Source organism: Paenibacillus plantiphilus (assembly GCF_927798095.1).
In the GTDB taxonomy this organism is placed as follows: Bacteria; Bacillota; Bacilli; order Paenibacillales; family Paenibacillaceae; genus Paenibacillus_Z; species Paenibacillus_Z plantiphilus.
The window spans coordinates 229,612-243,604 of record NZ_CAKMMF010000007.1; the positions used below are offsets into that span (position 1 = coordinate 229,612).

The 13,993-nt window shown below is 50.2% G+C and carries 13 protein-coding genes; 6 read left to right on the forward strand and 7 right to left on the reverse strand.

Features of this window, described 5'->3' with window-relative positions; all coding sequences use genetic code 11:
• Window positions 1-124 precede the first annotated feature (124 nt).
• Window positions 125-1,201, forward strand: a complete 1,077-nt coding sequence (locus tag L6H65_RS08665) for a branched-chain amino acid aminotransferase (RefSeq protein ID WP_236340101.1) — start codon at window positions 125-127, stop codon at window positions 1,199-1,201.
• A 600-nt stretch (window positions 1,202-1,801) separates the two neighbouring features.
• Here the strand turns inward: L6H65_RS08665 and L6H65_RS08670 are convergent.
• Window positions 1,802-2,263, reverse strand: coding sequence for an NUDIX hydrolase (locus tag L6H65_RS08670; RefSeq protein ID WP_236340102.1), 462 nt, complete (start codon window positions 2,261-2,263; stop codon window positions 1,802-1,804).
• A 125-nt stretch (window positions 2,264-2,388) separates the two neighbouring features.
• Window positions 2,389-3,162, reverse strand: coding sequence for an SDR family oxidoreductase (locus L6H65_RS08675; RefSeq protein ID WP_236340103.1), 774 nt, complete (start codon window positions 3,160-3,162; stop codon window positions 2,389-2,391).
• 522 nt (window positions 3,163-3,684) lie between these two features.
• On the opposite strand from L6H65_RS08675, the gene L6H65_RS08680 reads away from it, so the two are divergent.
• The 5 genes from L6H65_RS08680 (at window position 3,685) to L6H65_RS08700 (ending at window position 8,659) form a co-directional block, all read left to right on the forward strand.
• A complete protein-coding gene (locus tag L6H65_RS08680; RefSeq protein ID WP_236340104.1) occupies window positions 3,685-4,617 on the forward strand; it encodes an ABC transporter ATP-binding protein in 933 nt (310 codons plus the stop codon).
• 25 nt (window positions 4,618-4,642) lie between these two features.
• Entirely contained in the window at window positions 4,643-5,773 is a 1,131-nt protein-coding gene (locus L6H65_RS08685) for an ABC transporter permease (protein WP_236340105.1), read from the forward strand.
• On the forward strand, window positions 5,770-6,864 hold the full coding sequence (locus L6H65_RS08690; RefSeq protein ID WP_236340106.1) for an ABC transporter permease: 1,095 nt from the start codon (window positions 5,770-5,772) through the stop codon (window positions 6,862-6,864). The genes L6H65_RS08685 and L6H65_RS08690 overlap by 4 nt, the downstream gene beginning before the upstream one ends.
• Window positions 6,865-6,957: 93 nt before the next feature.
• Entirely contained in the window at window positions 6,958-8,058 is a 1,101-nt protein-coding gene (locus L6H65_RS08695; RefSeq protein WP_236340107.1) for a sensor histidine kinase, read from the forward strand.
• On the forward strand, window positions 8,036-8,659 hold the full coding sequence (locus tag L6H65_RS08700; protein ID WP_236340108.1) for a response regulator transcription factor: 624 nt from the start codon (window positions 8,036-8,038) through the stop codon (window positions 8,657-8,659). Before L6H65_RS08695 ends, L6H65_RS08700 begins: the two co-directional genes overlap by 23 nt.
• Window positions 8,660-8,802: 143 nt before the next feature.
• Here L6H65_RS08700 and L6H65_RS08705 read toward each other — a convergent pair whose 3' ends face one another.
• From L6H65_RS08705 to L6H65_RS08720, 5 genes are all read right to left on the reverse strand, one after another.
• Window positions 8,803-9,555, reverse strand: a complete 753-nt coding sequence (locus L6H65_RS08705) for an SDR family NAD(P)-dependent oxidoreductase (RefSeq protein ID WP_236340109.1) — start codon at window positions 9,553-9,555, stop codon at window positions 8,803-8,805.
• Between the two features lie 69 nt (window positions 9,556-9,624).
• Window positions 9,625-9,759, reverse strand: a complete 135-nt coding sequence (locus L6H65_RS26560; protein ID WP_290370339.1) for a hypothetical protein — start codon at window positions 9,757-9,759, stop codon at window positions 9,625-9,627.
• A gap of 35 nt (window positions 9,760-9,794) precedes the next feature.
• The gene (locus L6H65_RS08710; protein WP_236340110.1) at window positions 9,795-10,451 is read right to left on the reverse strand and encodes a cysteine hydrolase family protein; all 657 of its coding nucleotides are present in this window, start codon (window positions 10,449-10,451) and stop codon (window positions 9,795-9,797) included.
• Entirely contained in the window at window positions 10,448-11,041 is a 594-nt protein-coding gene (locus L6H65_RS08715) for a thioredoxin family protein (RefSeq protein WP_236340111.1), read from the reverse strand. The genes L6H65_RS08710 and L6H65_RS08715 overlap by 4 nt, the downstream gene beginning before the upstream one ends.
• Before the next feature lie 155 nt (window positions 11,042-11,196).
• Window positions 11,197-13,446, reverse strand: coding sequence for a GDYXXLXY domain-containing protein (locus L6H65_RS08720; RefSeq protein WP_236340112.1), 2,250 nt, complete (start codon window positions 13,444-13,446; stop codon window positions 11,197-11,199).
• Window positions 13,447-13,993: the final 547 nt, after the last annotated feature.

Below are 13,993 nucleotides of genomic sequence, written 5' to 3' on the forward strand. Positions count from 1 at the left end.
TAAAACCCTCTCCCGAATCATACCCAACAGGTATATTAATCATATAAATCAGATACTTTAAATATACAAAATCATTTGTTACGATTCAATTAGTAAATTGACCATTAGGAGAATGATGTCGCAGATGGCACATTTGATAACTGTAGAGCTTACGAAAGAGAAGAAATCGAAACCGGCAGCAGACAAGCTTGGCTTCGGCAAATATTATACGGACCATATGTTCATCATGAATTATGAAGAGGCGAAGGGCGGATGGCATTCTCCGCGTGTTGTTCCTTATCAGCCGATTTCGTTGGACCCGGCAGCGAAGATCCTTCATTATGGTCAAAGCGTATTCGAGGGAATGAAGGCTTACCGCACCTTGGATGGGCAGATTCAGCTGTTCCGTCCGCAGAAAAACTGGGAGCGGCTGAATAAATCGCATGCCCGTTTATGTATGCCGCCTGTCGATGAGGATTTGGCGATGGAAGCATTGGAGCGATTGATTCTCGTCGATCAGGACTGGATTCCGGAAGAGCAAGGCACGTCTCTTTATGTCCGTCCGTTCGTGTTCGCGACCGAGCCGCTGCTCGGCGTAGCATCCTCCAAAGAATATCTGTTTATCATTATTCTCTCGCCAGTAGGTGCTTATTACGCAGAGGGCATCAATCCAGTTACTATTCATGTGGAATCTGAATTTGTCCGTGCTGTTGCAGGCGGTGTAGGTAATGCGAAGACTGCGGGCAATTATGCCGCAGCGATGAAAGCGCAGGAATTGGCAGCTGGCAAAGGCTTTACACAGGTGCTGTGGCTGGACGGCGTTCACAGGAAGTACATTGAAGAGGTTGGAAGCATGAATGTGTTCTTCATGATCGACGGCAAGGTCGTGACTCCGGCACTGAATGGCAGTATCCTGGAGGGAATTACAAGAGATTCCGTCATGCAGCTGCTGCGCCATTGGAATGTGCCGGTGGAAGAACGGACGATATCGATTGATGAGCTGTATGAGGCGAATCGCAACGGGACGCTTCAAGAGGCGTTCGGCACTGGAACAGCGGCTGTTATTTCCCCTATCGGGGAGCTGAATTGGAATAATGAGAAGCTTGTTATTGGCGGAGGCCGTACAGGTCAGCTAACGAGCAGGATCTATGACACGTTGACGGGTATTCAGAACGGGAACGTAGAAGATCCGTTCGGCTGGGCTGTTAAGCTGGGCGGGTAGCAGCTACTATCTGCTCGATTTGCATAGCTGGTGGCCAAAAGACCTTGCGGGAATCCGCAAGGTCTTTTGGCGCGCCAATTATGTATGCGTCAATTATTTCGAATGCAAACATTTTCGAGTGCTGATTATCTAGGGGGAAATGTTCTTAAGATTCGAAAAACCCCAACAGGTCGCTACTATGGCGTGTCTACTTTTTAGTTTAGTTGCAACTTGTCGGATCAATACGGCTGTAAAGCGGAAAAACCCGCTTACAGCGCACTAAACTAAAATCACATTAGCTGTAAGACTGAAAAACCCCGCTACAGCTCCAAAAAAGTCTAACTAGTCGTATGAATACGGCTAATAAAGCGGAAAAACCCGCTTACAGCGCACTAAACTAAAATCACATTAGCTGTAAGACTGAAAAACCCCGCTACAGCTCCAAAAAAGTCTAGCTCGTCGCATGAATATGGCTAGTAAAGCGGAAAAACCCGCTTACAGCGCACTAAACTAAAATCACATTAGCAGTAAGACTGAAGTTTCTTACAGACCAGCGAAAGAACGGGAGCTGTCGGTTATGTCGTTGCAGTTCAGTGCTAGCAATGTGCTTGCCAGGGCAGGCTATTGCGTGCGAGTCTGCTGCTGCGCATATTGCTTAATAAGTCCCGACAGGAGCGGACTCAATCCTGCTGGCAGATCATGAACGGCAAAGAACTTGGCTTCAAGAGTTTCACGGCCGTCGGCTGTCAGAGCGCCTCCCGTAATATCGCGGCTTACATAGGCAATCGTTACTGGATAAAATTCATCCCCGTTCGCCAATTTAACAAAATGCTCTTTGCCCGAGAACACACCGACCAAATCAAGCCTTCCAACCTCAATGCCTGTTTCTTCCCATACTTCTCTTCGGCCCGCTTCCTCCGTAGATTCTCCTAGTTCAACAAAGCCGCCGGGAACCCCCCAGACGCCATCTAGTCTCTTCTGTAAAAGAAACTGCCCCTGCTCATTAATTACAGCTACGGCAACCCCAACAAGTATGAGCGGTTGGCTTCCTACAGCTTTCCGCAAGTCTTCAATATAGCCCATGATTGGATGACCCCCCTGGAAGAATTAGAACTTTTTACATGTTACTTAGATGTGCCAGTCATATAGCTGTCAGCTGCCAGCCTGACCACTTGTCTATAGCACTGTTTATAGCGATGCCTGCAACGCTATCTGCTTGTGAAGCCGCCCTCCGACTTGATCAGCTGGCCTGTAACCCACTGTGCTTGCTCGCTAGCGAGAAAGGCAACCAGACGTGCGGCATCCTCGGGCAATCCGATTCGTCCCATTGGGAACGAAGGGAGGAGAAATTCCTTGAGCTCCTCGCTCATCCAGCCAGAATCTGTGGGGCCGGGGTCAACGCAATTTACAGTTATGCCAAGCGGTGCAAGCCCAACGGACAGTGGCTCGGTGAGGGCGATGAGCAGCCCTTTTGTTGCGATATAAGCGAGATTATTGGGATCGGGTCCCTTGGATACGAGATTAATAATTCGTCCATGTGCAAGCCCTGCGAGCTCGAACCGCTGTGCGAATGCTGTGCTTAACAGGACCGTTCCCCGATTGTTCACCGTATAGTGTTGATCTAGAGAAGTGGCCGTTAGGCTGCGGAAATCGGTTGGCGCGCAGTGCGTTGCATTATTGACCAGAATAGATGATGCTCCGAGCGCCTCTTCAGCTCTATCCAACAGCAGCCGAGGTGTTTCTGTATCTGAAAGATCGGCCTCCATATGCTCTGCTCGTACCCCAAGGCTTCGAAGCTCATGAGATAAGGCATCAGGCCAGCTGCGGTCTCCGCCGCTGCCATCCGTCTCATCGTAGCGGCTCCAGTGGGTAAAGAAGATGTCCACCCCGTCAAGTGCGAGCGCTTTGCATATGGCAGTTCCGATTCCATTCGATCGGCTCGCCCCGGTTACGATCGCAATTTTTCTCTGAGTATTCGTCATTTTGTTGCCTCCTTATTATTCAATCTGTTAAGAAAGCTCGATGGGTAGTGGGCTGCATGTTCGTGTTTGCCGCTAATTACACTGACTTTCAATCCGCGCTTACCTGCAAAAGTACATCTCCTGCATCAAATACAGCTTCTATCAGCCGGAGTAACTGCAATAATACTTCAAAATATCGTCAGAATCCAGCGTACATGGTATTTTTCTACTTTATTGATGTATTTTTTGCAGGTGAATAGCTTGAAACGGGGCCTTCCGGTCCAATTACCTGTATTTTTGCATCAACCTGGTAAAGCGGATGTAAGCGAAGGCGGATGCACTCTCGCAGACTTTCTCAATCGTTTAGTATTATGAAGGACGCTCAGGCAATGGTTAATGGAGATCAATAATGAAGCAAAAGCAGCACAATGATGCACAGCAAAATGATGACAAATGTCATGCGCAATGATTCTTCACGTCACTGCCAGCGGCTTCCGATATGCCGTAGTATAGACGTATATAAAGGAGAACGGGGGATGGCATATGATTGTAAAAGTGGAGAATTTGATTAAACGATACAAGGACTTTCTGGCGGTTGACCATTTGAATCTGTCTATTACGGAAGGTGAGATTTTCGGATTTCTTGGACCGAACGGGGCGGGGAAGACGACAACGATTAGCACGTTATCCGGTTTGACCAAGCTGGACGGCGGGGATATCGAAATTTTTGGCAAAAGCATCCGTACACACGAATTGGCGATCAAACGCGAGATCGGAGTTGTTCCTCAAGAGATAGCGGTATTCGAGGACCTGAGCGCTTATGAGAACCTGCATTATTTTGGCAGGCTGTATGGCCTGAGAGGACCGCTGCTGAAGGAACGGATTGAAGAGGCGCTGACCTTCACCGGTCTGCTGGAGAGGAGCAAGGAATCGCCGAAGAAATTCTCGGGAGGCATGAAGCGGAGATTGAACATCGCCTGCGCGATTCTGCATCATCCCAAGCTAATCATTATGGATGAGCCAACTGTGGGCATCGATCCGCAATCCAGGAACCATATCCTGCAATCGATTAAAGAGCTGAATCGTATGGGCTCGACGATTATTTACACCTCCCACTACATGGAAGAGGTCGAAGAGATTTGTACGAACATCGCCATTATGGACCATGGTCGCATAATCGCGGCAGGTACGAAGGACGAGCTGAAGGCGCTCGCAGCAACAGAGGAGAAGGCGAGCATCGAGCTGTCCGCAGTGAATTATACGATCGTTGATGAGATCAAGCAGATTGCCGGTGTGAAGGAGTGTCTGCTGCAAGGCAAGCAATTGCAGGTCATCTCCAATAAGAACAGCAAGAATTTAAGCAAAATCATCGAATGTGTCTTCGCGAACGATTCGGAGATTATTTCGTTAAATATGGAGAAGCCGACACTGGAAGGTGTGTTCCTTACACTGACGGGCAGGTCATTAAGAGACTAAGTATGATCAGCAAGGGGGCATATCGATGAATACGTGGACAATTATCTATTATACGGTGCTTAGAAATTTGCGGGATTATAAAGTGATGGCAGCATTAACGGTCTCCCCGATCATGCTCATGCTTATTATAGGGAGTGCGCTGGATGGCGAGTTCTCACCCAAGAGGGTAGAGGCAGCGAAGGCAGGCTATCTGTCCGAGGACAAAGGAGCGGTATCGGAGCAATTCGCAGCTTATTTGCAATCCGATGAAATCCGGGGTGTTCTTCAGGTACAGGAGATCAGCAAGCTGGAGGATGGGCTGCGCATGGTTCAATCGAAGGAGATTGACTCCTTGATCCATATCCCGGCTGATGCCTCCAAGGGTATCGCTGCTGGGGATGCCTCGCTGATCAATGTGTATGGGGGTGGAGGCTATTCCGCTGTTAAGCCTGTGGTTGAGGCCTTCGTACGCATGACCAATACGTCGCAGGCCATTGTCAGTCTGGGGACGCAAATTCAACTTGTGGAGAACAAGAGCAGCATACAGGATATGCCGATCACTACAGCGGGTCTCATCCCGCGGGGAATCGACTATTATGCGGTGGCGACCTTATTTCAGAGTCTGTTGATCGGCGGCGTGCTTGGCGTGCTTTCCATGACACGGGACACTGCAAGCTACACCAGCCAACGGACGGTCATCGCTCCTGTGAAGCGATACGAGCTGCTGATCGGGAGGATAGCGGGCAACGCATTGACTCTGTTCAGCGCCGCAGTTGCAGTGTTTCTTATCTCGAAATTTGCTTTTCAAGTGAACTGGAACGGCAATACAGCTTTAATTCTGGTCGCCCTCTTCCTCTTCTCTGTCATTTCTGTAAGTCTGGGCATCCTGCTCTTCCAGCTCACGAACAGTTTGGTGATCACCGTATTGCTAATGACGGGTCTCATGTTGATTTTCACATTGGCATCAGGGGGATTCAGCCATCAGGTAAGTCCGCTGCTGGAGGCAATCGGGTGGTTCACGCCGAGCTTCCATGCCCAGCAAACGATATTCCAGAGCATTTACGGCGGAGCCTCTTCTATTGTCAGATCGTCGGGCTCTCCGATTCTGTACTTGATTATCTATACAGCTGTTGTGCTTTCTCTTATAAGGATAACGGATCGGAGGAGAGCCGGATGAGTATTTTTTCAGTGAATATCAAACGGATTTTGAAGAGCAAGGTCCAGTTGTTCTTCCTCATTCTTTTCCCGCTGATGATGATGTCGATGTCGGTCCTTGAGGTCAAGCCGACGCTTAAAGCGGCAATCCTTGATAAGGATGGGACGAAGCTGACGGCGCTTCTGGCGAAGGAAATGGCGACCGTTGCGACTCTGGTAACGATTCAGGAGGAGAACCTGCAGAAGGAGCTGATGGGTCTAACCGCAGATTATGTGCTGGTGATCGACAAAGGCTTTACCCAGAGCTTTATTCGGGGAGATTCGTCCAAGGTCCAGGGCTATTACGTGGAGGAATCAAACCTGTCGCTGCCAATCAAGAGCTATGTGGAGAGCTTCCTCCACAACGGCAGGCTAATGGCTCATGCTGCGGGGAAGGACGAGACCGCCTTCTATGGAGCGCTGGATGCCTATCAAGCGGGGGGCATGGCGATGCAGTACAAGGAGGCTGTTGACCCGCAATATCAGAATTCGCGGGCGGCATTCGGCTTCATGGCAGTATCGATGCTCTATGCCTCGATGGTAACCGCGATGCTGATCTTAATGAACAAGAGCAACCGAACGTTCTATCGCACCCTTGCAGCGCCGATCCGCATTCGCAGCTACATGCTGCAAAATGCAGCCAGCTTTATTGTTATTGCGATTATTCAAATCGCCGTACTGTTCGCTGTTCTTAAATTCGGCTTTGGGCTGTATATGGGGCCGTCCGTGCTTCAAATGGTTCTGTTATTCGTTGTATTCGCCCTCGTAAGCGTAGCTCTGGGAATTACGATAAGCGCCCATGCCAAAAGCATCGTACAAGCCTGTATTCTAGGCATCTGCACGATACCGCCGATGGCGATGCTGGGCGGAGCATATTTTCCGATGGATGACGTTCCCGACGCCGTCAAGGCGCTCGCTCAATTCGTGCCTGTCACTTGGGTGATGCAGGCTGTTGACAAGCTGCTGCGCGAACAGTCCTTCGCTGCTATTGCCGAGGATTTGGCGGTTCTCATTGTTTTTGCCACGATCTTCTTCCTGCTCGGAACGCTCCGCAAAACGGATATTGCAAAATAATAGAGCGAGCAAGGCGCCTGATTGAAAGAGATTATGAGGGCGCTTTTTGCTGCTGCAAGCTATAATAGAGGGAAAAAACCGGTGGGAAACGTCATGAGATATGTTTTGGCAAGCGCAGTGCTTCTCTACAGCATAATTACGTTGTCCCTGGAAGGTCAGGTCGCCTACGAGGTGCTGCTGCTTTTTCTTGTTACGGCAGGCGTCATCGTGTTCAAGGAGAGATATGCGGATTCATTGGTCATGGGAACGGTCCTGTTCCTCCTTATTTGTGCGGATGTCTATACGGATGCTCGACTAGCAGTTCTGCTATGCATGCCTGTATTCGACTATACCTTCAAGCGAGCCTATTGGGGCTTGCTCCTGGTTGCCGTTGCGGGCGTATATCTGCTGCACAGCAATGAGGAAGCGCTCATGCTGACGCTGCTGCTAGGGATTAGCGGGCTGCTCGCTTTCGCGCTGCGGGGGAGGGAGGGGAAGGAGAGCGAGTACAGGCGGACGTTGGATGATGAACGGCGGCTGCGGTATGAGCTGGAGCAGACAAAGGACAAGCTGCTTCGTTCCTCGCTGGATATCGCCAACATTGCCGAGATTAAGGAGCGGAATCGGATTGCCCGGGAAATTCATGACACAATCGGCCACCGTATGGCAGGGGTGCTGGTTCATCTGCAGGCTTCCTTCAAGCTGCGCGGCAAGGATGAGGACAAGTCGCTCGATATGCTTGCGAAATCCATTGCGAGTCTATCCGGCACAATCGATATTATTCGGGATACGGTGCATAACATTAAGCCCAAGGAGACACTGGGAGTCGAATACATTCACAACGTTATCGATAATTTCAAATTTTGTCCGGTGGAGCTGAAGCTGACAGGGGATTTCAATTCACTTCCAGCTCATCATCTGGAGATTATTACGACAAATGTGAAGGAAGCTCTTACGAATGCATACCGCTATTCCGCTGCAACGGAGATTGCCATTGCCATTGATGCCAATGAGCAATTTACAAGAGTATACATCAAGGATAACGGCATCGGCTGCCATCGAATTAAGGAAGGGCTCGGCCTGAGCGGTATGAAGGAGCGGATACGCAATGTAGGAGGCAGTATTTCGATTAGCGGCATGGATGGTTTTCTGATCGTCAGCCTGCTGCCCAGGCAAGAAGGAGGTATTGGAATTGAAGGTTCTTATCGTGGATGATGATGCTCTGATCAGAGACGGATTGAAGGTGTTGCTGGAGCTGGAGGATGACATCGAGGTCATGGGAACAGCGCAGAATGGACAGGAGGCGTTCGATCAATGCCGAAACGGGCGTCCGGATCTGGTACTGATGGATATCCGAATGCCGATCATGGACGGAGTGCTTGGCACAAAGCTGATCAAGGACCACTGGCCGGACATCAAAGTGGTAATCCTGACAACCTTCAAGGATGACGAATATATCAAGGAAGCGGTCAGAAGCGGTGCAGAGGGATACATACTCAAGAATCAAACCGCAGACAGCATCATCGAAAGTCTGCGAACTGTAGGCAAAGGGAATAGCGTATTCCAGAAGGAAGTGGCGGGAGCCTTGTCCGCGATGATCGGGGAAGACAAGAAGAAGTCGCCCGGACATACTGAATTAACGGCCAAGGAGCTGGCGATTCTGCAGCTGGTCGGTGAAGGAATGTCCAATAAGGAGATCGCCGAGAAGCTTTATCTGAGCGAGGGTACGACAAGGAATTATGTGACAGGTCTGCTGGACAAGCTGCAATTGAGGGACCGTACCCAGCTTGCGATTTATTATTTGAAGCACTATTAGGATGGGCGGCGGGCAAGGGGGATATGCGACAAGACAGACCGCCCCCGCTCCGCGCTAGTGTGCGTCTGTCTTGTCGTGTGGGTCGGCCATCACGTGTCACCCCACCGCATTGGAGCTGCGCGCGGCTAGCGGGGACCCTGCTGCTATTTGGCTGTGACGCCGCCATCTACAGGCAGTTCAACACCTGTAATATAAGCGGATGCATCAGATGCAAGGAATAGCACGGCAGCAGCAACCTCGAAGGCTTGTCCTACGCGCGGGAGAGCCGTTTGAGACAGAAACCACTTAAGCATGCGGTCATCGTTAACAAAACCAGCGCTCATCGGGGTTTCGATAAAGCCGGGGTGAACCGAGTTTACACGGATATTGTCCTTCCCGAAATCAACCGCAGCCGCCTTGGAGAGCATTCGGACACCGCCTTTGGATGCTGTATAAGCGCCTGCTCCACTGCTGCCGGTCAGTCCGGCGATCGACGAGATGTTAATGATCGAGCCGCCCTTGCCCGTCTGCATATGTGGTATGACATGCTTCATTCCAAGAAAGACGCTCGTTAGATTAATGTGAATGACCTTATTCCACTGCTCCATGGTCGTTTCAAGCAGACCGGCAGCATGCGAGATTCCCGCGTTATTAACCAGGACATCCACCTTGCCGTATTTCTGGATAGCGCCATCAACTGCTTTCACCCATTCATCCTCAGAAGCGACATTGTGGGGGAAAGCCGCGGCTTCTCCTCCAGCCTCTTCAATCTCCTTAACGACCGCTTGCACGGCAGCCTCGTTGATATCCGTTGCAACAACCTTGGCACCTTCACGGGCAAGCAGAAGCGCTTCCTCACGTCCCATCCCGCTGCCGGCGCCAGTCACAATCGCTACCTTGTCCACCAACATAGCCATTAATCAAGACCTCCTTCAAGTGCGTGCCTCACATCATTGCTGTTCATAGGTCCATCAACTGTTGTAGGATCACCGAATCGGGGGCTGCGCATTCACTACATAGTATGGATAATCCATTGGGATACCAATCCATGTGACAGCTTCGAAGAAGCCGGTAAGATCCAGTGTGGTCATTCCATCAAACAATACAAACGCCATCTTCATCGCGGAACACCCTCCATATGCAGAATAGAATGCAGTTACACCAGAAACTTGCTGTTAGGAATAGAACCCGCGATATCTGAAGTCGGGATCACGTTCACGCCGATATTCTCCATCTCTCGCACGCCCTGATCATACAGGCCGGATACGGCATCCTCTGCAAGCACGATTCGGAAATCACGCTCGCTTGCCTCATAGATTGAGGTTCGCGGACAATTAGGGAAATTGCAGCCGCTGAAGACGAGCGTATTCACCCCTCTGTCACGCAGAAACTGCTCGCACTTGGTTCCATAGAATGCGCCCCAGCGCGGCTTGTACATGATCCATTCTTTGGAGCCAATCTGCTGCAGCTCTCCGTTCAATAGCAGGTCTGGCTCCAATCTGATCCGCTCAAGAGGTCTAATCTCCAGAACAATTTCTGAGCCAGGGGAAGCTGGCGCTACAATCCGCGCGCCTCTCTCGACAGCCTCCCTCCTGCAAATATCAACGTTGGACCCGTCTTCTTTATATAGACGTATCACATGAATAATGGGCAGGTTGGAGACCCGATATAAATCGAGAAGCTGCTTCATATTCGGCAGAATCTCGAACGTTCCTTTAATCTCCGCTGGCGCTCCCGGCAAGGTGAAGTCATTCTGCGTATCAATGGTTAGGAGTGCCGAAGCGGACCAGTCAGGAAGTGTATACATGCTCATATCGGGCGCTCCTCGGTTTGGATAATGGTTGTCAGCAGCTGTCTTAGCTCCTGTACAATTACAGCCTGGTATTCCGTTCCTGCATGGTAGAGTGCCGCGATCTCCTTGCGTGCGGCTGCGACCATATCCTGATAGCCCGGCTCTTCACGGTCCGGATTGTCCCGCCGAAATTGCTGCATGACCGCTTGAATGTATTGCGGACGAGGTCCCCATTGTCCCACTACGGCTCCGCTGGCAGCATCAACGAACAGGGCTATCGGCTGGGCACGCCCTCCGTTGGTCAGAAATAAATCCATCGTGTCCAGATGCTGCTCCATAACAAGAATCTCTACCGGAATCTCGCCATGCTTCAGCACATGCAATAGCACTGGCAAATTCCAAATGACATCGGGACACCATTCTGTGCACAGAATAAGACATCTCCATGTCCCGCGAGCTCTCAGTGAGCGAAAAAAATGCTCATCCTCCTGCGATTCCCAGCGAAATCGGTTATACCACTCTAATAAGCTCTCTTTGTTTCTCGTCATCCCGTCGATAAATTGCTGGGGCTGAATGCCTGTCCCCATTACTGACTGTAAATGAATGTTCATTGCTTGTTCCTCCTTCAAAGCAAAAATAGAGGTGCGAATTTGCACCTCTTTATCATTGTCGGCAGTAAGTTCTTATCGTAGTTTACAATAACTGGGCTGCTTAAAAAAGTGACAGTTTTGGATAAAACGACGAGGACAGTGCTGACATCAGGTCTCTATTCCTTAGCCAATCGCTCCAGCAGAGCATTTCCATTGGCGCTTACTCGAATATAGGCAAAGCGGGCGCTGCGTTCAACTGCCAGTCCGGTCCCCTCGGGTACGAAATAGGTTTCGATGCCATAATAGATCGGTCCCCAGCCGCTGGTCACTCCGTTCATCACAATTTCATTGGGAGCAAGAGTCTCGCCATCCCTGTACAGGCGATTGAAGACATGAACGCCTCTCGCATCTTGGGCCAGCACGACCCGTACCCTTTGTCTGCTGCCACGGCCTTCCAGCTGCAATGTTGAAATGCTGTAGTTAAGAGTCACATAATCCCCTTGCAGCAAGGATCGGGGATCAATCGGCTGAAGCTCAAGCTTAACTGATGCGCCGTTGCGCAGCAGTCGTTCATTCGACACCGCCTCATAAGCGAGGAATCCGAATTGCAGAACGATGACAATAAGCAGCAGCAGGAAGCTTCGATGCCAGAAATTACGGGCTGTCTCACTGCCGCTGCTATCCGCTGCATGGCTTCGCCGGGCGATGATGTAGGTAACAAGCAGTATCAGTAGCCCCAGAAGGGCGAGGGTAACGGATTTGTGCAAGAGCGACCATAATAGATCGTAGTATTTATAGATTAGAAACGCGAACCAGAATACGGAGCTGATAGCCGTCTCGATGGCATGATTCCTGCGAATCGATTGGAACAGCAGATAGCTGACTACGATCAAATAAATGGCATTCAATAACGCATAAGAATAGGGGAACATATCCTTAAAGAACGTGAGCCAGAACAGGAAGAGCAGGGTGAGACACAGACTGCTTTCCTTAACCTGCTGCCGGCTATCGTTATCCTTCATCCGGGAATGGAGAAGGTATGCAGCCGCATTGCCGATAGACAAGAGAAGGATTGTAAGCTCCAGCCGGTAATCGAAGGAATGAAGCGCCATAGCGACAGAGAAATTAAGCAGTCCATAGGTGATGAAGCGCTGCAAGCGTTCTTCGAGGCGAATCCAGCCAGCTGCGAATAGAAGGGTGTATAATGCTGAAATTAGGATAGAATCGATCCACACGATGGACACAATCCCCAGCAAATACCCGATATAGAGCAAGGTATAGCGAACGGTAGCATTTATAGTCGTCAAGAGAGTCATCGGAACGGCGAACAGCAACGATAGGAACAGGAAGATATGCTGCGGATCTCTGCTGTCCATCGTAAACAGCACGAGCCCGATTAAACAGGCACTGCCGATCGTAACACCGAGCACAGTAACGATGATGGACACGGCTGCTGCAACGTTGCTTCCAGCTTGACGGGGCGAGTGCTTCCTGGCTGGCTGGTCACCTTGTGCAGAATCGGGCTGCTCGTCCTTGCCCAGCCTATTCAAATAACGGAAGAAGAGTACATTGCCCATAAGCAGCAGGGCAACAAAGACCAGCCCGTAGAAGAAAAAGGTGGTAGAGGCATGCCTGACAGCAAGCTCAATGAATTTGAAGACTGCGAATGCGGACGCCGCCAAGGCATTGATTGCAAGATAACCTTTGCTCAGCCGGACGCGAGAGAAGTAATAGAACCCTGTACCGATCACTGCAGCGTCAATAAGATTCATCCACGGTCCAAGGATAGTGTACACGAACGAGTTGGTCATCAGCAGCAGGGAAGTGTGGAGAATGACAAAGCTCATGAATTTCAGCGGCGAGAATGCTGCCTTATACCGTTCTGTTAGAGCAAACAGGATGAAATTGATGATGGCGAACAAGCCGCCAATGGCGATAAGGGTGGTTTCATCATGGTTCACGGGCAAGGAGGAAGGAAAGAAGTAGAACCATAAGGCCAGATGAAGAAGCACATAAGCGAGCAGGTAAAAAGGGTTGTAACGTGTAATCCAGGCGAATAATAGAGTAGGGATGGACCATACAAGGAATATGCGGTAGCTGTCTGCATGTGAATTATAGATTTGTCCGAGCAGAGCGACTGCCGCGCCAAAGGAAATGCAGCCTCCCACAAGGAGCAGTGTGGATAGAAAGGTATGATGGCCAAGCATGGAGCGGAATTTGGACAGGATATAAGAAGCACCGTAGAAGAGAGCAACCAGCCCGACAGAGGCGATGATTTTCTCCATGCGTTCTAATCCACCCCAATTGGCTGCGAAAAAATAAATGATGGCTGCCAGCACCAGCGAAATGCCAAGCACAAAGCCGGTTCGTATCGCGCCTAGTTGAAGCATTGCAGTCACTGCCTTCCTTATGTTTCTTACTGTCATTATAAGTCCCCCTTCAGTTGCCTCACAGTACTATCTTCGAGTAGTACCACCGCCGTTATTATCACATCGTGCGCAGCTCCCAGCACGCGGTGTCGCGTTGCATGACAGCGGTTGGTCCATGGCAGGAGCTTGTACGTCTGTTGATTTGATGCAGATTTACTTATACTATTCTTATACGCTTTGCCCGCTAACGAAAACATGTCATGCACAATGATTATTCATGCGGCAATTGAGCTAGACGTGGAGAATCGGCAGCAGAGACATGCTTAATATGTCCATTTTTTCAGAAACAGCAAATTACCCAGGGCTTTTTTTCGCGTGGGTTGCACCATTCGTCGCTTCGACCGATCGCCGTCATGCAGCGAAATACCGCATGCTGGGAGCTGCGCGCGGTGCGTCTCCGTTACTGCGAAAACTTTTGCAGGTATGTGCGGATTGATAGCGGTATAGTTGGAGGGTGCGGCTCATTAATCCATCGTACTTTCTGGGCAGCTTGAAATTGCAGTTACAATTACGGACGATGTTTGTATCGTAGATGATCGTAGAT

Excerpts from the sequence above, each read along its gene's own strand:
- L6H65_RS08720 (WP_236340112.1), bottom strand. The coding sequence starts at position 13,446 with ATGACAGTAAGAAACATAAGGAAGGCAGTGACTGCAATGCTTCAACTA.
- L6H65_RS08695 (WP_236340107.1), top strand. The coding sequence starts at position 6,958 with ATGAGATATGTTTTGGCAAGCGCAGTGCTTCTCTACAGCATAATTACG.
- L6H65_RS08670 (WP_236340102.1), bottom strand. The coding sequence starts at position 2,263 with ATGGGCTATATTGAAGACTTGCGGAAAGCTGTAGGAAGCCAACCGCTC.
- L6H65_RS08685 (WP_236340105.1), top strand. The coding sequence starts at position 4,643 with ATGAATACGTGGACAATTATCTATTATACGGTGCTTAGAAATTTGCGG.
- L6H65_RS08680 (WP_236340104.1), top strand. The coding sequence starts at position 3,685 with ATGATTGTAAAAGTGGAGAATTTGATTAAACGATACAAGGACTTTCTG.
- L6H65_RS08690 (WP_236340106.1), top strand. The coding sequence starts at position 5,770 with ATGAGTATTTTTTCAGTGAATATCAAACGGATTTTGAAGAGCAAGGTC.
- L6H65_RS08665 (WP_236340101.1), top strand. The coding sequence starts at position 125 with ATGGCACATTTGATAACTGTAGAGCTTACGAAAGAGAAGAAATCGAAA.
- L6H65_RS08675 (WP_236340103.1), bottom strand. The coding sequence starts at position 3,162 with ATGACGAATACTCAGAGAAAAATTGCGATCGTAACCGGGGCGAGCCGA.
- L6H65_RS08705 (WP_236340109.1), bottom strand. The coding sequence starts at position 9,555 with ATGGCTATGTTGGTGGACAAGGTAGCGATTGTGACTGGCGCCGGCAGC.
- L6H65_RS26560 (WP_290370339.1), bottom strand. The coding sequence starts at position 9,759 with ATGAAGATGGCGTTTGTATTGTTTGATGGAATGACCACACTGGATCTT.
- L6H65_RS08710 (WP_236340110.1), bottom strand. The coding sequence starts at position 10,451 with ATGAGCATGTATACACTTCCTGACTGGTCCGCTTCGGCACTCCTAACC.
- L6H65_RS08715 (WP_236340111.1), bottom strand. The coding sequence starts at position 11,041 with ATGAACATTCATTTACAGTCAGTAATGGGGACAGGCATTCAGCCCCAG.